Origin of the sequence: Pseudomonas corrugata, assembly GCF_001269905.1 — a bacterium.
GTDB classification, from domain to species: Bacteria; Pseudomonadota; Gammaproteobacteria; order Pseudomonadales; family Pseudomonadaceae; genus Aquipseudomonas; species Aquipseudomonas corrugata.
Window position 1 is genome coordinate 16,137 of record NZ_LHVK01000003.1, and the last position, 20,333, is coordinate 36,469.

General features: G+C 61.1%; 18 protein-coding genes. 4 read left to right on the top strand and 14 right to left on the bottom strand.

Features of this window, described 5'->3' with window-relative positions; genetic code table 11:
• Nucleotides 1–73 precede the first annotated feature (73 nt).
• From creD to rloA2, 4 genes are all read right to left on the bottom strand, one after another.
• Entirely contained in the window at nt 74–1,447 is a 1,374-nt protein-coding gene (creD, locus tag AD665_RS00330; protein ID WP_053190512.1) for a cell envelope integrity protein CreD, read from the bottom strand.
• A 140-nt stretch (nt 1,448–1,587) separates the two neighbouring features.
• The gene (creC, locus tag AD665_RS00335; protein WP_053190514.1) at nt 1,588–3,006 is read right to left on the bottom strand and encodes a two-component system sensor histidine kinase CreC; all 1,419 of its coding nucleotides are present in this window, start codon (nt 3,004–3,006) and stop codon (nt 1,588–1,590) included.
• The gene (gene creB, locus AD665_RS00340) at nt 3,006–3,692 is read right to left on the bottom strand and encodes a two-component system response regulator CreB (RefSeq protein ID WP_053190517.1); all 687 of its coding nucleotides are present in this window, start codon (nt 3,690–3,692) and stop codon (nt 3,006–3,008) included. The genes creC and creB overlap by 1 nt, the downstream gene beginning before the upstream one ends.
• Nucleotides 3,693–3,761: 69 nt before the next feature.
• Nucleotides 3,762–4,268 carry a retropepsin-like aspartic peptidase RloA2 gene (gene rloA2 / locus AD665_RS00345; protein ID WP_024779436.1) on the bottom strand — a complete coding sequence of 169 codons (507 nt, stop codon included), beginning with the start codon at nt 4,266–4,268 and terminating at the stop codon, nt 3,762–3,764.
• Between the two features lie 183 nt (nt 4,269–4,451).
• Between rloA2 and AD665_RS00350 the strand changes: the two genes are divergently transcribed.
• Nucleotides 4,452–5,339, top strand: a complete 888-nt coding sequence (locus tag AD665_RS00350) for an acyltransferase (protein WP_053190519.1) — start codon at nt 4,452–4,454, stop codon at nt 5,337–5,339.
• Here AD665_RS00350 and AD665_RS00355 read toward each other — a convergent pair whose 3' ends face one another.
• The gene (locus AD665_RS00355) at nt 5,340–5,918 is read right to left on the bottom strand and encodes a DUF2780 domain-containing protein (RefSeq protein WP_024779438.1); all 579 of its coding nucleotides are present in this window, start codon (nt 5,916–5,918) and stop codon (nt 5,340–5,342) included.
• Nucleotides 5,919–6,204: 286 nt separating this feature from the next.
• Here AD665_RS00355 and AD665_RS00360 point away from each other — a divergent pair, with 286 nt between their 5' ends.
• Both AD665_RS00360 and AD665_RS00365 read left to right on the top strand, forming a co-directional pair.
• On the top strand, nt 6,205–6,618 hold the full coding sequence (locus AD665_RS00360; protein ID WP_024779439.1) for a hypothetical protein: 414 nt from the start codon (nt 6,205–6,207) through the stop codon (nt 6,616–6,618).
• Between the two features lie 84 nt (nt 6,619–6,702).
• Nucleotides 6,703–7,278: a hypothetical protein gene (locus tag AD665_RS00365; protein ID WP_024779440.1), complete on the top strand. Its 576-nt coding sequence runs from the start codon at nt 6,703–6,705 to the stop codon at nt 7,276–7,278.
• A gap of 471 nt (nt 7,279–7,749) precedes the next feature.
• Here the strand turns inward: AD665_RS00365 and fdhA are convergent, their stop codons facing one another.
• The 8 genes from fdhA to AD665_RS00405 form a co-directional block, all read right to left on the bottom strand.
• A complete protein-coding gene (gene fdhA / locus AD665_RS00370; protein WP_041022259.1) occupies nt 7,750–8,949 on the bottom strand; it encodes a formaldehyde dehydrogenase, glutathione-independent in 1,200 nt (399 codons plus the stop codon).
• Nucleotides 8,950–9,121: 172 nt separating this feature from the next.
• Nucleotides 9,122–9,979: a formyltetrahydrofolate deformylase gene (gene purU, locus AD665_RS00375; protein WP_024779442.1), complete on the bottom strand. Its 858-nt coding sequence runs from the start codon at nt 9,977–9,979 to the stop codon at nt 9,122–9,124.
• Nucleotides 9,980–10,139: 160 nt separating this feature from the next.
• The gene (locus AD665_RS00380; RefSeq protein WP_024779443.1) at nt 10,140–10,772 is read right to left on the bottom strand and encodes a sarcosine oxidase subunit gamma; all 633 of its coding nucleotides are present in this window, start codon (nt 10,770–10,772) and stop codon (nt 10,140–10,142) included.
• Nucleotides 10,773–10,931: 159 nt separating this feature from the next.
• Nucleotides 10,932–13,949 (bottom strand): sarcosine oxidase subunit alpha, encoded by a 3,018-nt coding sequence (locus AD665_RS00385; protein ID WP_024779444.1) that lies wholly within the window; start codon nt 13,947–13,949, stop codon nt 10,932–10,934.
• Nucleotides 13,946–14,275 (bottom strand): sarcosine oxidase subunit delta, encoded by a 330-nt coding sequence (locus AD665_RS00390; RefSeq protein ID WP_024779445.1) that lies wholly within the window; start codon nt 14,273–14,275, stop codon nt 13,946–13,948. The genes AD665_RS00385 and AD665_RS00390 overlap by 4 nt, the downstream gene beginning before the upstream one ends.
• Nucleotides 14,276–14,289: 14 nt before the next feature.
• Nucleotides 14,290–15,540, bottom strand: a complete 1,251-nt coding sequence (locus tag AD665_RS00395) for a sarcosine oxidase subunit beta family protein (RefSeq protein WP_024779446.1) — start codon at nt 15,538–15,540, stop codon at nt 14,290–14,292.
• A 21-nt stretch (nt 15,541–15,561) separates the two neighbouring features.
• Nucleotides 15,562–16,815 (bottom strand): serine hydroxymethyltransferase, encoded by a 1,254-nt coding sequence (glyA, locus tag AD665_RS00400; RefSeq protein WP_024779447.1) that lies wholly within the window; start codon nt 16,813–16,815, stop codon nt 15,562–15,564.
• Between the two features lie 280 nt (nt 16,816–17,095).
• Complete coding sequence (locus tag AD665_RS00405; RefSeq protein ID WP_080996544.1) at nt 17,096–17,800, bottom strand: TraX family protein; 705 nt, start codon at nt 17,798–17,800, stop codon at nt 17,096–17,098.
• 188 nt (nt 17,801–17,988) lie between these two features.
• On the opposite strand from AD665_RS00405, the gene AD665_RS00410 reads away from it, so the two are divergent.
• The gene (locus AD665_RS00410; RefSeq protein WP_024779449.1) at nt 17,989–19,029 is read left to right on the top strand and encodes a threonine aldolase family protein; all 1,041 of its coding nucleotides are present in this window, start codon (nt 17,989–17,991) and stop codon (nt 19,027–19,029) included.
• A gap of 75 nt (nt 19,030–19,104) precedes the next feature.
• Here the strand turns inward: AD665_RS00410 and gbcB are convergent, their stop codons facing one another.
• On the bottom strand, nt 19,105–20,205 hold the full coding sequence (gene gbcB / locus AD665_RS00415; RefSeq protein ID WP_024779450.1) for a glycine-betaine demethylase subunit GbcB: 1,101 nt from the start codon (nt 20,203–20,205) through the stop codon (nt 19,105–19,107).
• Between the last annotated feature and the right edge of the window lie 128 nt (nt 20,206–20,333).

The following is a 20,333-nucleotide window of genomic DNA, read 5'->3' on the forward strand; positions in this document are numbered from 1 at the left end:
GGAAACAACTCAGATACAAGCGCCACGAGCACTTCCCTCACCCGCCGATCTTCGCGCAACCCCAGCGACCGGCTCATTTCACCTCTCCCAGATCGAAGGTCATGGCAGGCGCCGGTTTCGATCCGACCCCGTACCAATCCAGTTTACGGGTCAGCACCATGAACACACCCAACAGCCCGAACAGCAACAGCGAGCCCATCAACAGTGCGTAGTCCTCGGCGCTCAACAGGCCGTAAAGCAAGGCATACAGCGCCGCCAACCCCGCCGAGAAGCCCAGGCCATGGTTCACGCTGCGCAGCACATGGCAGACGTAGAACCCGATCAACAGTACACAGGCACTGGCCGACACCAGGTACGCCGGGGCAAAGCCGATGTGTTCCGACAGAGACAACAGCAACAGGTAGAAAAATGCCAGCGCCACGCCCACCAGGGCATATTGGACCGGGTGCACCGCCAGGCTCTTGAGCACTTCGAAAAGAAAGAAGCCGGCGAAGGTCAGGGCGATGAACAGCAATGCATATTTGATTGCCCGGTCGCTCTTGAGGTACTGGTCCACCGGGTCGATGAAGCTCACGCCGAAGGTACGGCTGCGAAACATTTCACAGCTCTCGCCCGACACGCAGTTCTGCAGCGCTTCTTCAAGGTTGGTCGAGAAGAACGAGGTCTGCCAGTCGGCGCTGAAGCCCTTCTCGTTGATGTCGCGGCTGACGGGCAAGTAGTTGCCGATGAAGCTCGGGTGCGGCCAGTCGGCGGTCAAGTGCACTTTGCTGGTCTTGCCCACCGGCAGAATCTGCAACTCGCCGGTGCCTTGCAGGCTCAGGTCGAAACCGAAAGTCAACTCGGCGCTGTTCTGGGCGTTGACCATCGGCAGCGGCACATGTACCCCCTGCCCCAGCCAGCTGACCCGTGAGCCGGGCAGGAAGTCGACGGTCTGCTGGTTGAGTTGCAGGGTCAATGCATTCTCGATACCACGGATGTCGCTGATGCCCACGGTCAGGTACGGTTCGTCGAAGCGGTAATCGGCCATATCCTTGGCGGCCAGGCCATAGCGCTCAGGCACCTTGAAGCGTCCATCGATCCGGTTGTCGGCGTGGAACAACCGCGCCTCGTAGATCCCCCGGGCACGGGTTTCGGTCCGGACCTGGCCGTCGAGTTCGAATTGCTCCGGCAGGAAATATAACTCACCGCTCTGCTCGACGGTTTCCAGGAAGCGGACACCGGTTTTCTCGTTGGTATTCCAGACCCGCACATCCTTGCGAAACGGCACCACAATCATCGGTCCGATGAGCTGCTGACTGTGGCTGGAGCTGCTGGCGATCTCCTGCAGCACGCCGTCGCGCAGGGACTGGCGTTCGTCGATGAGGCCGTTGATCATCAACAGCGGAATCATCAGCAAGAGAATCAATAGGGCGATCATGCCCAGTTTCATGGCGAGGCTGCGGTTCATGTGGGGCTCTCCCTGTTCGAATGGGGAGAGTCTGGCGGCGCTGTGTGGGCTGTTTATGTAGGCAATGTGGAGATTGTGTGGAGACTAGAGAACCTGTGGGAGCGAGCAGGCTCGCTCCCACAAAGGCTATGCGCCGAATCTCAGGGCAGCCGCAGCACCACTTCCACCCCGCCCTCGACATTGCCGATACCGAACTCGCCCCCATGCAACTGCACCACTTCCTCCACGAAATTGAGTCCCAGGCCGGTGCTCTTGCGACCGCTGTCCGGCCGCGGCAGAGAATAGAAGCGTTCGCTCAGGCGCGGCAGGGCGTAGTCGGGGATCGGGGCGGCCTGGTTGAACAACCGGATCTCGACACGGTTGCCGCTGCGCCCGGCACTGACGCGCAGTACCCCGTTGACGGGGGTGAAATCCAGGGCATTGTCCAGCAGGTTGCCCAACGCCTGGCGCAACAGAAACGCCTCGCCAGTCAGTGCCATGTCGGCGGCGATGTGTCGCTCGACCCGTAACTGCCGGCGCTCGATCCAGCCGCTACGGGCCTCGATAAGCTCATCCAGCAACGCCGCCAGCGGCACCGCGACCTGTTCCTCCAGCCCCTGACGCTGTTCGATCTGGGCCAGGTTGAGCAAACGTTCGATCAGCTGTTGCATACGCACGCTTTCACTGTCGATGTTGCTGACAAAACGCTGGTGCTGCGCGGCGGGCATGTCACTTTGCAACAGCTCGGCGGCGCCGCGAATCGCCGCCAGCGGGCTCTTGAGTTCGTGCGTCAGGGTATGCACGTAACGTTCGACGTAAGCCTTGCCTTCGAGCTGCGTGCGCATGTGCTCCAGGGCGTGCGCCAGTTGCTCGAACTCACCACCGCGATAATGCGGCACTTCCACCCGCTGCCCCTGGCTGACGGCCTGGGCATAGGCGGTCAAGCGGCGTAGCGCCGAGCTGAGCCACCACGACAGCAGCGCCCCCAGCAGCAGGCCCAGGCCGATCAACCCGACACCATAGAGCAGCAGCCGTCGTTCCGTGCGGTCGATATAAGGCTGCAGCGAACTGTTGGGCTTGGCCACGGTAACCACGCCGATGATCCGGCCGTTATCGCGGATCGGCGCACCGACATGCATCACCGAAGAGTTTGGGTCATCCGCGATGCTGCGACTCGAGCGAGCTCCGTACTGGCCGCGCAAGGTCAGGTAGACATCGTTCCAGCGCGAATAGTCCTGGCCCACCGCCGCGCCGCTGGAGTCGAGCACTACGATGCCCTTGGCATCCGTGACGTAGATGCGATGGCTGACCTGGTTCTTCGGCAAGCCCCAGATCGTCGCCGCCGGCTGCCGCTCGCCATAGGCCTTGAGTAGTTGTGGCCAGCGATTCTGGTTGAGGGTCCCGGCCTTGAAATCGTCCCGCAGAATCTCAGCCATCAGGTTGGCCGTATCCACCAAAGTTTCCTCGGTGGACTGGCGCACGCCGGGACGGATCTGCTCGATCACCGTGCCAAGCACGAAATACCCGGTCAAGCCGATGAACAGCACATAGACCAGAAAGATGCGGATCCCCAACGGCATCAGCTGTGCCCCGGGCTGTAGCTGTAGCCAAGGCCACGATGGGTCTGGATCGGTTCGGCCTCGGCCCTGACCAGGCGCAACTTGGCGCGCACGCTCTTGATGTGACTGTCGATGCTGCGCTCGTAGCCGGCATCGCTGGCCACGCCCAAGGCGTCGAGCAGTTGTTCGCGGCTGAATACCCGTTCGGGTTGCTCCAACAGACAGTTCAGCAGGCGGAACTCGTGGCGCGTGAGATTCAACGGCTTACCGCGGTAATTGATCTGCACGCGCTCGCTGTCCACCTGGAACAACGCCGTACCCAGCTCCACGGGCGGGCGTGGCGCTGGCGCTACCCGCTTGAGGATGGCCCGGACCCTGGCCACCACCTCGCGGGGGCTGAAGGGTTTGACCACGTAATCGTCGGCACCGATTTCCAAGCCCACGACCCGATCGATCTCGCCATCCCGAGCTGTAAGAAAAATGACCGGAACGTCACTGAAACGTCTGAGATTCTTGCAAGTCTCAAAACCACTGATATCTGGCAGGCCCACGTCGAGGATGATCAGGTCTGCGGGAGTGTTTTTCTGGTGTTCAAGCGCGGCGACGCCAAGGCTCAGCCAAGTGGTCTGGAAGCCCTCCCCTTGCAGGGCGAACACCAGCGTATCGGCGATGGCGGCTTCGTCTTCGACAATCAGAATATGAGGCATGTCTTGCGAGCCCGACAGTAAAGTTGCCGGAACGGTGCCCCAAGCCTCGGGGCACGTCAATCGGGGAAATCAGCAGTCTGGCTTATCCGCCGTGAAACGTCGGGCCGGGTTCACCGCTGCACCGAATTCGCGCAGGGCCTTGGCGCCGATCAACAGCGGATAATTGAAGCTGCTGCGGTCGGTCAGGTTGACCTCAACGGTACGCTTGACGTTACCCAGACACAGCTCCAGGTCTACGACCGGGCGTTTGCTGGGAGCAATCTTTTCGTCCTCGTCCTCATCCTCCTCGGAACGGGTCTTGATCTTGCTGATACGCGCGATCTTGTGCTCGTAGACCTTGTTGCTCGCGTCCTTGGTTGCCAGGCGGAACCGCACCCAGTCGTCACCGTCGCGGGTAAAGGTTTCAATGTCCTTGGCCGACAGCGAGGCGGTCAGGGCCCCGGTGTCCATCTTGGCCTTGAGCACTTCACCGCCGATTTCCGGCAGCGCGATGTATTCGTAGCGCCCATAAAGAGTCGGTTCGGCGGCCAGCACGGGGAGGGCCACCAGGGAAAACAAGGCGAGAATGGATTTCATGCAATAGGGCTCCTGTGTGGGTGGCTTTTTAGACCGTGAGCAGTGGATTCGTTCGGTTGCTCTCGATCGCCATGTGCGGCACCCAGCATATCGGTCAAAAGGTGAAACATTCGTCCAGCACAATTTGGCCTGCCGCGCGAAGCTGCTTATCATGGCCCGCCTACCCGTTTTCAAGAGTTATCTATGCGCCGCCTGCTCACCGGCTGTTTCGTCACCCTGTTGCTGTTATTCAATACCCTGGTGCTGTTCGGGCCGTTGATGGTGTTCGCACTGCTAAAGCTGATCCTGCCCGGACGCCTTCGCGACCATGCCTCGTGGGCAGTGATGTGGATCGCTGAAACCTGGGCCGAGATCGACAAACTGATCTTCGCCCTGTGCATCCCCACCTGCTGGGACATTCGCGGCGGCGAAGGCTTGCGCAGCGATACTTCTTACCTGGTCATCAGCAATCACCAATCCTGGGTGGACATTCCCGCCCTCATCCAGACCCTCAACCGGCGAACACCATTCTTCAAGTTTTTCCTCAAGAGAGAGCTGATCTGGGTGCCGTTCCTGGGATTGGCCTGGTGGGCTCTGGATTACCCGTTCATGAAGCGCTACACCAAGGCCTTCCTGGCGAAGAACCCGGAACTGGCCGGCAAGGACCTGGAAATCACCCGGGCGGCCTGCGAGTTGTTCAAGCGCCAGCCGGTCACCGTAGTGAACTACCTCGAAGGGACACGCTTTACCGCCGCCAAAAGCCAACAGCAGCAATCACCCTTTGCCCATCTGCTCAAACCGAAGGCAGGCGGCGTGGCGTTCGTGCTGGCGGCAATGGGCGAACAACTGGACGCGATACTGGATGTCACCGTGGTGTATCCGCAGGAACGGATTCCGGGGTTCTGGGATTTGATCAGCGGTCGCGTGCCGAGGGTTATCATCGACATCCAGACCCGCCCGCTGGACCCTGCGCTGTGGCAAGGCGATTACGAAAACGATCCGGTGTTTCGCCAGTACGTCCAGAACTGGGTCAACCAGCTCTGGACCGAAAAGGACCGGCGCGTCGTCGCCTTGCTTGACGAGCGCCGCTGATCACATACCGGCGCCGGTGCCCCAGATGCCGCCGAGGTTCTGCAGCAAGGCGCTGGCCACGCCTTGCTGGCCGAGGTACTGGAGGATCACCGGAGCAAACTGACCGATCATGCCGCTGTCCATGCCCAACGCACTGAAGGCGTTGTTCAAGTCATTGGTGTCCTTGACGTTGCCCAGCAGGCCATCGAGCAAGGCATTCTTCTGCGAACCGCCACCGAGCAGGCCGCCCAGGCCATTTAGTCCGCCGATGGCGCTGTTGCCGGCAATCTGGTCCAGGCCCGGCACACTTTGGCTCAACTCGGAAAACTGCGGCTCACTGAGCCGGTTCTTCGCCAGCCCCAACATCGCACCGGCACCGCCGACGGCCTGTTCCGGCGTGATCTTCAGCTGCGAACCCAACGTGTTGAGCAGCCCGGCGGCCTCGGGCGCGGCGGCCACGGCGCCCTTCCCCTGCTCACCCTGACCGCCCTGCATGGCCGCCACCGCATTGGCCGCATCACTGAGGCTGAACTGCGCGAAGGCTGGACTGGCCGCCAGCGAGAGCAGGCAAGACAGTGCAAAACCGCGTGAAACCTTCATTGCGAACGTCCTCTTGAGCCAAAAAAAACCGCCCGAGATGAGGGCGGCACAAAATCGTGGGTTGGACTGAGGGCAGCAGGGATTGTTCCCCGACCACATTCCGACCGTCTTCGGACCAAGCTACAAACGTCCCTCGATTGTCCCCCGCATAGAGGACGACTATCACCGAAAGTGCTATGAAGGCTGCGAGCTAATTCTACATAGGCATAAAAAACTGTCAGGATTGACAGTAGCTCGATCGGCTCCAATGGGGACCATGTTCAATGTGAACCAATGGAGCCTGGACATGAAAAATACTCTGACGGGATGCACGTGGTTACTTCTATTGTTTATCAACCATGTTAAGGCCGGTGAAATAACCTGTCCTGCCATTGCGGAGGTTCGTGAACACCTGAAACTCTCGGATGTTAAGTCCATAGAAGTACAGGATGATCGGGAGTGGGCAGATCAGGGCGCTATTAAAATGGTCGATCCCGCATCCATGAAACTCAACGGTGCCGAGTTTGCTCTCCACGACATTGACGTTCCACAAACACCGGGAAGAGCAACCCTCACTTGCGCATATGCGTCCGTAAATCTGGCCCTCCAGTATCTTCAAGTACAGCCGCCTTTTTCAGAGTGGACGAACCGGCGCTGCGAAAATCTTGCCCTTCAGGTGTGCAATCTCATCAATGCTGACGACTTCAACCTGAGTTTCTGATTGATTTATCGTTCACCCGCCGCTGGCAGATGACCCGGAGTCAATAGATACCTTACAGTGCGCCTCCTCCTGAAGAGTTTGCCCATGGACGTAAAAATTGGTGGCGCCACCCTCGCGGTCATCCTGGCGGGCATGCTGATTGCGCTGGGTGTCAACGAATGCCAGCGAGGACCGCTGAATCCGGAAGTTGCCGATGGCGTCAGCGAAGAGCAGAAGACCTGGCTGACCATCGAGCACCGCATCAAGCGCTCCGACCCGTCTCTGACCGCGGTCACCCGCGACCAGCAAACGCTCACCGTGACCTATCGCCCGGACGCCGACGGGACCGACGAGGGTTGGGTGCCGCGCCTGCTACGCGTTGTTGGCCATGGCCTCGCCGCGCTCAATAACGCCCCAGGAGGGACGCAGTACCCTCAGGTAACGGTCAAGGCCCGGCTCCTTGCCGACGACGACGTTGAACTGGTCTACGACATGCGGGGGTTCGACGCGATCAAGACCCAAAGGGACGGCTACACCACCTTCGCCAGCCTGCCCCGCAGCCTCACATTCGACAGGAATGCGCTGGCCCAGGCCCAGAATGAATGTCGGGACACGAATGTCTGGGGTTTCTACCCTGACTTCTGCGAGCGGGTCAAAACAGCAACGGTAACCCAGCCCTGAGTGGGGTTATCCTTGCCCGACGGGGAATGGAACGGACAACTTCTGGGTATATACACAAGCGAGACTATTTCTTATCGGCCTTGAGTGCTGTCAGCTCTGACAGTAGTCGAGGACCTGCCTGTCGATGAACATCCAGACTGTCATCAAGTCACGGAGTACATCGAATGTGCAAAATAATGTTCGCCGGTATGTTTTCGCTCGTGGCTTTGCCTGGCCTTGTCCACGCTGCGAATATCGCATCATGTCCTCAGCCGAACACCATAGAGTGCAACGCCTGTGGGAGTAAAGCTTGCTCGCGATAGCGATGGCCCCGTCAACATTGTTGCTGACTGACTTACCGCAATCGTCGGATCGCCGCCCGGAGCAAGCTTTGCTCCCACGGGTTTGTGGCTTAACTGACTGGCATTAGCCGCTGGGCCCCAATAAAAAGGGCGACATCACTGTCGCCCTTTTTCCGTCTTGCTTCCAACCTTACGCCGCGCTGAACAGCTTGTGCGGGTCGATCACGAATTTCTTCGGCACGCCAGCGTCGAACTCGCCGTAGCCTTTCGGCGCGTCGTCCAGGCTGATGACCTGTACGCCGACGATTTCCGCGATGTTGATGCGGTCCCACATGATCGCCTGCATCAGCGCACGGTTGTACTTCATCACTGGGGTCTGGCCAGTGTGGAAGCTGTGGGACTTGGCCCAGCCGAGGCCGAAACGGATGCTCAGGGCACCGATCTTGGCGGCGGCATCGACCGCGCCCGGATCTTCGGTGACGTACAGGCCAGGGATACCGATCTTGCCGGCGACACGGGTCACTTGCATCAACGAGTTGAGCACGGTGGCCGGGGCTTCGTGCTTGACGCCGTCATGACCATGACCACGGGCTTCGAAGCCTACGCAGTCAACGGCGCAATCGACTTCAGGTTCGCCCAACAACGCGGCGATTTGCTCGTGCAATGGTGTGTCGGTGGACAGGTCGACAACTTCAAAACCCTGCGCCTTGGCGTGAGCCAGACGGATGGAGTTGACGTCACCGACGATCACCACCGCTGCACCGAGCAGACGAGCAGAAGCCGCAGCAGCCAGGCCGACTGGGCCAGCGCCAGCAATGTATACGGTGCTGCCAGGACCAACGCCGGCAGTCACTGCACCGTGGTAACCGGTAGGCAGGATGTCGGACAGGCAGGTCAGGTCACGGATCTTCTCCATGGCCTTGTCGCGGTCCGGCAGTTTCAGCAGGTTGAAGTCAGCGTACGGCACCAGCACGTACTCGGCCTGGCCGCCGGTCCAGTCGCCCATGTCGACATAACCGTAGGCGCCACCGGCACGAGCCGGGTTGACGGTCAAGCAGACGCCGGTGTGCTGTTCCTTGCAGGAACGGCAACGACCGCACGCGACGTTGAACGGTACCGACACCAGGTCACCGATCTTCAGGTTCTCGACGTCGCTGCCCTTCTCGATCACTTCACCGGTGATCTCATGACCCAGGACCAGGCCGGTCTGGGCGGTGGTACGGCCGCGCACCATGTGCTGGTCGGAGCCGCAGATGTTGGTGGATACCACGCGCAGGATGACGCCGTGCTCGATCTTCCTGCCACGCGGGTCCTGCATTTTTGGATAGTCGATCTTCTGGACTTCGACCTTGCCGTTGCCGAGATACACGACACCACGATTACCGGACATGCTTTCACCTCGCTGTTGTTTTTATGAAACCGCGTCGCCCAGGCAGGCAGCGCGTTGATTGCTCGGGTAGTGCTTGTGTCTCTGTTTCTGTGCTGTATGGGAGCGCCTCACCGCGAGCAGGCTCGCTCCCACAATGGGGTTACACAATCTCCTGCTCGCGATGGCGTCACCGTCAGAGCACCACCGTACGATTGGCGTTCAGGAAGACCCGTCGTTCAATGTGATAGCCCACGGCCCTGGCCAATGTGAGCCCTTCGATATCCCGCCCCTTGGCGATCAGATCTTCGGGGTAATGACTGTGGTCCACCACTTCCACGCCCTGGGCGATGATCGGACCTTCGTCCAGGTCGTTGTTGATGTAGTGCGCCGTGGCACCGACCAGCTTCACGCCTTTGTTGTAGGCCTGGTGATACGGCTTGGCACCTTTGAAGCCAGGCAGCAGGGAGTGGTGGATGTTGATCGCCTTGCCGTCGAGCTTGCGACACAGTTCCGGCGACAGCACCTGCATGTAGCGGGCTAGAATCACCAGTTCGGCGCCGGTGTCTTCGATCACCTGCCACACCTGCCGCTCCTGGGCCGGCTTGTCGTTCGGATCCAGAGGGAAATGGTAGTAGGGAATCTGATGCCAGTCGGCCAACGGCTTGAGGTCCGGGTGATTGGACACCACTGCAACGACGTCCATGGACAACTGGCCGATGCGCTGGCGATAGAGCAAGTCGTTGAGGCAGTGATCGGCCTTGGAGACCATGATCACCACTTTCGGCCGGTAGTTTGGCGGCGTCAGTTCGAAGACCATGTCAAAGGCTTCGGCGCGCCCGGCCAGGCCGGCACGGAAAGCCTGCTCGTCAAAGCCCTCGGGCTGGCGAAACTCCACGCGAATGAAGAAACGCCCGGAGAGCCGATCATCGAAGGAATGGTGCTCGGTGACGTAGCAACCCTGCTCGAACAGAAAGCGAGTCACCGCGTCCACCGTGCCGAGCACGCTGGGGCAGTCGGCAGTCAAAATCCATGTGTCTGGGGCACGGCTCATTGCGGTGACTCCTGTTGATTGTGAACAACTGCTGCTATGGCAGGGAGGCCTCTGTGGGAGCAAAGCTTGCTCGCGATGAAGCAATGCGGTCTCGTTGAAACCGAGGTAGCCCGATCGCGAGCAAGCTTTGCTCCCACAGATTGACCGCCAAGGCCAAAAATCAGGCCTGCACGCTCAAACCATACTCAGCCGAAGCGTCCTGCAACCACAGCCACCAGTAATCGGAGAAGCTGCGGCGGATCAGCAGCTCCCAGGTGTCTTCGGCGGTGTGGCGGATCACCAATTGCGACTTGGCGAACACCGTGCCCACGGCCTTACCTACCGGGAAGCTGCTTGGGTGTACGTCGTAGCTGGTGGATTTCATCAGTACGTCGCGCACGTTTGGGCCGGACAGTTCAAGAATCTGCTGGCCGCCGCTGACATTGACGATCTGAATGTGCAGGTCGCCCAAGGCTTCCCGCAGCTTTTTCTCGGCGGCGAACTCTTCACCGGTCGGCACGACCAGCAGCCATTCATCCGGCCCCATCCATTGCAGGCTGGTCTCACCCTTGACGATAACGCTCAATGCGCCCGGCAATTCGATACCCAGTGCCTTGTGCACGCCCGCGGCGAATGCCGCATCGTGACCGTCGCCACGAATGGTCAGGTGGCCCAGGAGCTTTTTCTCGCGCACGGTCACACCGGCGTTCTTGCGGCCCTTGCCCACCAGGCTGGCGAGGTCGGCATGATGCAGCGACGACTCGGCTTTGGCCCCGGTGGTTGGGCGTTGTTGGTAAACATTGGCTGCTGTCATATAGCACCTGTCTTGAGTCTTGCTTGGCCTGCCGTTGCGTAGGGCTGTGGGAGCAAGGCTTGCCCGCGATGAACGATAATTCGGTCTGACGGCTACCGTGTCGCCTGCATCGCGAGCAAGCTTTGCTCCCACACGCCCCCTACCCACGGGGCTTGAATGTTAAATATTCTGCCGATCGCCCTTCGGATCGAAGAACACCGAAGAAACGATCTCTGCCTCGATCACGCTGCCATCAGCCTGCGGCGAGAAGACCCTCTCACCGATACGCTTCAAGCCCCCCTTGACCACACCCATGGCGAACGAATAGCCCAGGGAGTTGTGCGCATAGCTGGAGGTCACGTGACCTACCATGGTCATCGGAATCGACTGCTTGGGGTTGAAGACCAACTGCGCGCCTTCCGGCAGCCATACATTCGGGTCGATTGGCTTGAGGCCCACCAGTTGCTTACGGTTCTCACGCACGCAATCTTCGCGGTTCATGCCACGCCAGCCGATCCACGAGAACGGTTTGGTACGGCCCACGCACCAGCCCATGTTCAGGTCATCCGGGGTCATCGAGCCGTCGGTGTCCTGGCCGACGATGATGAAGCCCTTCTCGGCCCGCAGTACGTGCATGGTTTCAGTGCCGTACGGGGTCAGGTTGTACTTCTTGCCGGCCTCGACGATCTTCTCGAGCACGCCCATGGCGTAGTCGGCCTGCACGTTGACTTCGTACGACAGCTCGCCGGTGAACGAGATCCGGAACACCCGCGCCGGCACGCCACCCACCAGGCCTTCTTTCCAGGTCATGAACGGGAAGCCGTCACGATCCAGGTCGATGTCGGTGACTTCGCTCAACAGCTTGCGGCTGTTGGGACCCGACAGGGTCATGGTTGCCCAGTGGTCGGTGACCGAGGTGAAGTACACCTTCAGGTCCGGCCATTCGGTCTGCTGGTAGATCTCCAGCCATTGCAGCACACGAGCCGCACCGCCGGTGGTGGTGGTCATGATGAAATGGTTGTCAGCGACGCAGGCGGTTACGCCGTCGTCGAACACCATGCCGTCTTCCTTGCACATCAGGCCGTAGCGGGCCTTGCCCACGTCGAGCTTGGTCCAGGCGTTGGTGTAGATGCGGTTGAGGAACTCACGGGCATCCGGACCTTGGATGTCGATTTTGCCCAGGGTCGATGCGTCCAGCAGGCCGACACTGTCGCGCACAGCCTTGCATTCGCGCTTGACCGCGGCATGCAAATCTTCGCCATTCCTCGGGAAGTACCAAGGGCGCTTCCACTGACCCACGTCTTCGAACTCGGCGCCATTTTTCACATGCCAGGCATGCAGCGCGGTGAAGCGAACCGGTTCGAAGATGTGCCCGCAGTGCCGGCCGGCCACCGCGCCGAATGTCACCGGCGTGTAGTTCGGACGGAACATCGTGGTGCCCATCTGCGGAATGCTCACGTTCAGCGAACGGGCCGCGATGGCCAGGCCGTTGACGTTGCCCAGCTTGCCCTGGTCGGTACCGAAGCCCAGTGCGGTGTAGCGCTTGACGTGTTCCACCGACTCGAAGCCTTCGCGGGTAGCGAGTTCGATGGCGGCGGCGGTGACGTCGTTCTGCAGGTCGACGAACTGCTTCGGCGCCCGTGCGGTTGCTTTCTCGTGCGGCACCTGGAACAGCGCCAGAGTTGGCTCTTCATGACGGCTCAGGGCTTTAGGCAACACCCCTTCCACGGTTTTGAAGCCCGCTTCGCTGGCTGCGCGCGCGCCGCCCTCGAAACCATCGGCCAACGTATCGCCGAGGCTGTAGACGCCATTCACGCCGCCGACGCACACGCGTTTCTGCGGTGCTTCGCCCGGTACGAAACCGAGGATGTCTTCACGCCAGATCGGCTTGCCGCCCAAGTGCGAAGCCAGGTGGACCACCGGGCTGTAGCCGCCGGAACTGGCGACCAGATCGCAGTCCAGCCATTCGCCGGGACTGGTAACTTTCTGTCCGCGAACATCGATCGCGGCGACGCGAGCAGCGGTCACGCGCTTGCTGCCACGGGCCTCGATCACGGCGCTGCCGGTGAGGATGCGGATACCTTTGGCCCGGGCTTCTTCCACCAGCGCTCCTCGCGGATTGCTGCGGGCATCGGCGACGGCAACGACTTGCAGGCCGGCGTCGAACCAGTCCAGCGCAACGCGATAGGCGTGATCGTTGTTGGTGGACAACACCAGTTTCTTGCCCGGTGCCACGCCGTAGCGACGCACATAGGTAGAGACTGCACCGGCCAGCATGTTGCCCGGCACATCGTTGTTGCCGTAGACCAGCGGACGCTCGCAAGCACCGGTGGCCAGCACTACGCGCTTGGCGCGGACACGGTTGATGCGCTGACGCACCTGGCCGATTGGCGCACGGTCACCGAGGTGATCGGTGAGGCGTTCGTGGATGGTCAGGAAGTTGTGGTCGTGGTAACCGTTCACCGTGGCGCGAGGCAACAGTAATACTTCCGGCATCGAGCGCAGCTCAGCCACAACCGCCGCGACCCATTCAGTCGCCGGCTTGCCGTCCAGACTCTCGCGGGAATCTAGCAGGCTGCCGCCGAACTCTTCCTGCTCGTCAGCCACGATCACCCGCGCACCGCTGCGGCCGGCGGCCAGAGCGGCGGCCAGGCCGGCAGGGCCGGCACCGACGATCAGCACGTCGCAGTGACGGTTCATGTAGTCGTAGGTATCCGGATCGTTCTCGGTCGGCGAGCGACCCAGGCCGGCGGCCTTGCGGATGTACTTTTCGTAAGTCATCCAGAACGATTGCGGGTACATGAAGGTTTTGTAGTAGAAGCCCGGCGGCATCAGCTTGCCGCCGACCTTGCCGAGAATGCCCATCATGTCGTTGTTCACGCTCGGCCAGCCGTTGGTGCTGGTGGCGACCAGGCCCTGGTACAGCGCCTGTTGCGTGGCACGTACGTTAGGAATCTGCGTGGCTTCGGTGGCGCCGATCTGCAGCACCGCGTTCGGCTCTTCCGCACCGGCGGCAAAGATGCCCCGTGGACGGGAATACTTGAAGCTGCGGCCGATGATATCGACGCCGTTGGCCAGCAGTGCAGCGGCCAGGGAATCGCCTTCGAAGCCTTTATAGGTCTGGCCGTTGAAGGTGAAGCTCAGCACTTTGTTGCGGTCGATCCGTCCGCCGTTGGACAGGCGATTGATCTGGCTCATACCTTCTCTCCCAGAGCCTGTGCGGCCGCTTTCGGACTGTCAGCCTTGTCAGTGAATTGCGGCTTTTGGCCGATCTTGTAGGTTTCCAGGATTTCGTAGGTCACGGTATCGCGGGTCGCATTGAAGTACTGGCGGCAACCGGCAGCGTGGATCCACAACTCATGGTGCAAACCGCGAGGGTTGTCGCGGAAGAACATGTAGTCGCCCCACTCCTCGTCGGTGCAGCTGTTCGGGTCCAGTGGACGCGGGATGTGCGCCTGGCCGGACGAATGGAATTCCTCTTCGGAGCGCAGTTCGCCGCAGTGAGGACAGAAGATGTGCAACATAGGGATTTCTCCTGTTAGTGGGCGACGGCAGCAGCGCCGTGTTCGTCGATGAGCGCACCGTTGTGGAAACGGTCGATGGAAAACGGTGCGGCCAGTGGGTGCATTTCACCCTTGGCCAGGCTGGCGGCAAACACGTTGCCCGAGCCTGGGGTAGCCTTGAAGCCACCGGTACCCCAACCGCAGTTGAAGAACATGTTCGGCACTGGCGTCTTGGAGATGATCGGGCAGGCGTCCGGCGTGGTGTCGACGATGCCGCCCCACTGACGGTTCATGCGCACCCGCGAGAGCACCGGGAACATCTCGACGATGGCCTGGATGGTGTGCTCGATCACTGGGTACGAACCGCGCTGGCCGTAGCCGACCCAGCCGTCGATACCGGCACCGATCACCAGGTCGCCCTTGTCGGACTGGCTGATGTAGCCGTGCACGGCGTTGGACATGATCACGCTGTCGATGATCGGCTTGATCGGCTCGGACACCAAGGCTTGCAACGGGTGGGATTCGACCGGCAGGCGGAAGCCGGCCAGCTTGGCCATGTGCCCCGAGTTACCGGCGGTCACCACGCCGACGCGCTTGGCGCCGATGAAGCCCTTGTTGGTTTCAACACCGATGCACACGCCGTTTTCCTTGCGGAAGCCGATCACTTCGGTCTGCTGGATCAGGTCCACGCCGAGGGCGTCCGCGGCACGGGCAAAGCCCCAGGCCACGGCATCGTGACGGGCCACGCCGCCGCGACGCTGGACGGTGGCGCCCAGTACCGGGTAGCGGGTGTTCTTCGAGCAATCCAGGTACGGAATCTCGTCGGCCACTTGCTTGGCGTTGAGCAGCTCGCCATCCACGCCGTTCAGGCGGTTGGCGTTGACCCGACGCTCGGAGTCACGGATGTCTTGCAGGGTGTGGCACAGGTTGTACACACCGCGCTGGGAGAACATCACGTTGTAGTTCAAGTCCTGGGACAGACCTTCCCAGAGTTTCATCGCATGTTCGTACAGGTGGGCCGATTCGTCCCACAGGTAGTTGGAGCGCACGATGGTGGTGTTGCGCGCGGTGTTACCGCCGCCCAGCCAGCCTTTCTCGACCACGGCCACGTTGGTGATGCCGTGCTCCTTGGCCAGGTAGTAGGCGGTCGCCAGACCATGCCCGCCACCGCCGACGATAACCACGTCGTAGACCTTTTTCGGCGTCGGCGTACGCCACATCCGCTGCCAGTTTTCGTGATGGCTGAGAGAGTGCTTGAAGAGGCCGAAGCCCGAATAGCGTTGCATAGTCATTACTCCAAAACCGACTCAGCGATAAACCGGGAAGTCCGCGCACAGGGCTGCCACTTGCTGGGCGACATTGGCCTCGACATCGGCGTCGCCGAGGTTGTCGAGGATGTCGCAGATCCAGCCGGCCAGCGTCACGCACTGGGAAACCTTGAAGCCGCGCGTGGTCACCGCCGGGGTACCGATGCGCAGGCCCGAAGTCACGAATGGCGACTGCGGATCGTTCGGCACGGCGTTCTTGTTGACGGTGATGTGAGCGCGACCCAGGGCGGCATCGGCGTCCTTGCCGGTCAAGCCCTGACGGATCAGGCTGACCAGGAACAGGTGGTTATCGGTGCCGCCGGACACTACATCGTAGCCGCGCTTGATGAACACGCCAGCCATGGCCTGGGCGTTTTCGATCACTTGCTGCTGGTAGGCCTTGAAGCCAGGCTCCAGCGCTTCCTTGAAGCACACCGCCTTACCGGCGATCACGTGCATCAGCGGGCCGCCCTGGGCGCCCGGGAATACCGCAGCGTTGAGCTTCTTCTCGATCTCTTCGTTGGACTTGGCCAGGATCAGGCCGCCACGCGGACCACGCAGGGTCTTGTGGGTGGTGGTGGTGACCACGTCGGCGTAAGGCAGTGGGTTCGGGTACAGACCGGCGGCAACCAGGCCAGCGACGTGGGCCATGTCGACGAACAGCAGGGCACCGACCTTGTCGGCGATCTGGCGGAAGCGTGGGAAGTCCAACGTCTTGGAGTAGGCCGAGAAACCGGCAACAATCATTTTTGGCTTGTGCTCGACCGCCAGGCGCTCGACTTCGTCGTAATCGATCAAGCCGGTGGTGGTGTCGATGCCGTACTGCACGGCGTTGTAGAGCTTGCCCGAGGACGACACCTTGGCACCGTGGGTCAGGTGACCGCCGTGGGCCAGGCTCATGCCCAGGATGGTGTCGCCAGCCTGCAGCAGGGCCAGGTATACGGCGCTGTTGGCCGAAGAACCGGAGTGCGGCTGGACGTTGGCGTAATCGGCGCCGAACAATTGCTTGGCGCGTTCGATGGCCAGGGCTTCGACCTTGTCGACGTGCTCGCAGCCACCGTAGTAGCGCTTGCCTGGATAGCCTTCGGCGTATTTGTTGGTCAGGCCGCTGCCCTGGGCCTGCATGACACGCTTGCTGGTGTAGTTCTCTGACGCGATCAGTTCGATGTGATCTTCCTGGCGTTGCTCTTCGGCGTTCATCGCCGCCAGCAGTGCATCATCGTAACCCTGGATTTGGTCTTGCTTGCTGAACATCGCGTCTCTCCCAGCGGCGTCGGTACGCCTTTTTGTCTTGGTGAGGCACCGCCCGTTCGACAGTGCCCTTTGGATGCGATGGTATGGCTGGCGCAGGCAGGTCAAATGCCTATGGACGCCACGCAAAGGCGCGTTTACGACATGCACTTGCAGAGTTGAAGGTGTGGATGGAACAAAGCAGTGGGAGCAAGGCTTGCCCGCGATGAAAACAACGCGCTCGCTCGGCTGACAAGGCGCCTGGTCGCGGGCAAGCCTTGCTCCCACAACTGTTCCACGGGCGTTACTGGATGACCTGGCGAACCGCGAGCAATACCAGGAAGTGTCCGGGATACAAGGCATATGCCCAGCGCCGCATCGCCGGCGGATGGAAACGACCCGCCCGCCGCAAAAGCAGCAGTCCAAGCCCTGGCGCAAACAGGCAAGCCAGCATGCCCCACGCCGCCACCTCATTCCCCAACCATGCAGCGCCGTAGAGCACCCGCCACTGATTGGCCGCCAGGCACACCAGCCCCGGCAACCATGCGAAGTACCAGGGCCGGTGGAACACCAGCACCATCGCCAAGGGCAGCAGCACGCCAAAGAAACCGAACATCAGGTGTGAAGAGTACAGCGCCGCCAGCAGCAAAGCCCCCGCCGCCATACACCGAGCCTCCCATGTCGAGGCCTGCCAGAGGCGTGCCACCAGCAGCCCCAGGATCAGTGTCGGCAACACATTCAAGGTAGAGGAATCGGGAATGAACAATCGATAAGGCATTTCACTGACCGCGCCGAACAGCAACAGCCAGCCCAGATAACGCCGCGGCACGTCACCGGCCCCGTCCCGTGCCAGGTTCGCCGCCATCGCCAGACAGAACCAAGGGAAAGCCAGACGCCCAGGCACATAGAGCCAATCAGCGGAAAAGCCGACATATCGCAGATGATCGAGCACCATCGCCAACAAAGCCAGCCACTTGAGCAGATCCAAGGCCCCGTCGCGCCGGTTCATGTGCACAGCAGCTCGGCGATTTTGTGATTTCCTGACAGAAACATCCGGTGTGTTCCCCCGCTAATCTTGGGTAAAGTGCGCACCAACATCGACGTCGTGAACCAAACACGCCGAACCAAGGGACTCCCCACTCGGGAATTCCGCCAGGGAACCCTTTACCCAGGACTCTCTACCTCAGGAGCAAGGCCATGACCGACAAGAGTCAACAGTTCGCCAGCGACAACTATTCCGGCATTTGCCCCGAAGCCTGGGCGGCCATGGAAGAAGCCAACCAGGGCCACCAACGCGCCTACGGCGACGACGAATGGACCCACCGGGCAGCCGATGATTTCCGTGCCCTGTTCGAAACCGACTGCGAAGTGTTCTTCGCGTTCAACGGCACCGCGGCCAACTCCCTGGCGTTGTCCTCGTTGTGCCAGAGTTACCACAGCGTGATCTGCTCGGAAACCGCCCACGTCGAAACCGATGAATGCGGCGCCCCGGAGTTCTTTTCCAACGGCTCCAAACTGCTGGTGGCGCGCACTGAAAACGGCAAGCTGACGCCCGACTCGATCCGCGAAGTTGCCCTCAAGCGCCAGGATATCCACTACCCCAAGCCCCGGGTCGTGACCCTGACCCAGGCGACAGAGGTCGGTAGCGTCTATACACCGGACGAAATCCGCGCCATCAGCACCACCTGCAAGGAACTGGGACTGAACCTGCACATGGACGGCGCGCGGTTTTCCAATGCCTGCGCCTTCCTCGGCTGCTCACCGGCAGACCTGACCTGGAAAGTGGGCGTGGACGTGTTGTGCTTTGGCGGCACGAAAAACGGCATGGCGGTGGGTGAAGCCATCCTGTTCTTCAACCACGACCTGGCGGTGGACTTCGACTATCGCTGCAAGCAGGCCGGGCAACTGGCATCGAAAATGCGTTTCCTCTCAGCCCCTTGGGTCGGCCTGCTGCAAAACGACGCCTGGCTCAAGCATGCCCGCCACGCCAACCACTGCGCCCAGCTGCTGGCGCAACTGGTCAGCGATATCCCTGGCGTAGAACTGATGTTCCCGGTCCAGGCCAACGGCGTGTTCCTGCAACTCTCGGAGCCGGCCATCGCCGCACTCACGGCCCGCGGCTGGCGCTTCTATACCTTCATTGGCAAGGGCGGCGCACGGTTCATGTGCTCGTGGGATACCGAAGAGGCGCGGGTACGGGAATTGGCGGCGGATATTCGGGAAGTGATGAGCGCCTGAAGCCAGCGCCTGAGCTACTGATCGTTCCCACGCAGAGCGTGGGAACGATCAGCAGGAAGACCTGGATGTGCCGGATCAGAAATCGATCCGCACATCCCCCTTCGGCACGCTGCAGCACGACAGGATGTAGCCTTCGGCCTCGTCGTCCTCGGTGATCCCGCCGTTGTGGTCCATCTCCACTTCCCCACCCAGCTTCAACACCTTGCAGGTGCCGCAGATGCCCATGCCGCAGGCCTTGGGGATCATCATGCCAAGCTTGGCGGCAGCGGCGTGGACGGTTTCTCCCGGTGCCACGCGGATACTCTTGCCGGATGAGGTGAATTCCACCAGATGCAGGTCCGCTGCATCGACCTCGGGGGCGTCGGCGGCTTGCTCGGCCTGTTCCACCGCGTCGGCGCGGGCTTCCGGCGGCGTGGCGCCGAAGGATTCCTCGTGGTAACGCTTCATGTCGAAGCCGGCGGTTTCCAACAGCCGCTTGACCGCGTTCATGTACGGCGTCGGGCCGCAGCAGAACACTTCGCGCTCCATGAAATCTGGCGCCATCAGCTCCAGCATCTTGTGGTTCAGGTAGCCGCGATAGCCGGCCCAGGGCTCGCCCAGACCATGTTTTTCACAGATCAGGTGCAGGCTGAAGTTGTCGATCCGCGACGCCATGTGCTCCAGCTCGCGATGATAGATGATGTCCTTGGGCGAACGGGCGCTGTGGATGAACACCATGTCGACGTTGCCGTTGGTGTCGTAGTACCAGCGCGCCATGGACATCACCGGGGTGATGCCGACGCCGCCGCTGAGGTAGAGCACCTTCGGGCTGGAGAAGTCGATGGCGTTGAACAGCCCCACCGGCCCATGCACCGCCAGCTCCTGGCCTTCGTGCAGGGTGTCGTGCAGCCAATTGGAGACCTTGCCCCCTGGCACACGCTTGATGGTCACCGAAAAGCTGTAGGGCACCGACGGCGAGCTGGAAATGGTGTAGGAGCGCATGATCGGCTGGCCTTCGATTTCCAGCTCCAGCGTGACGAACTGCCCGGGCTTGAAAAAGAACATGATCGGCTGGTCAGCCATGAAGCAGAACGTGCGCACATCCCAGGTTTCCTGGATGACTTTGACGCAACGTACGATATGTCGGCCATTGGCCCAGGTCTGGGTGGTGACCGGGTTCAGGAAATTATTGGACATGTTGATCTCCACGGCCGACTGCCGGCCTTCATGGTGGCGATTGTGCGCAGGCGCCAGAACGGCCATTTACCTATCTGCGACATTCACATACTTATCGCGACCAGCCCCTAACTACCGGCTCTGGCGCG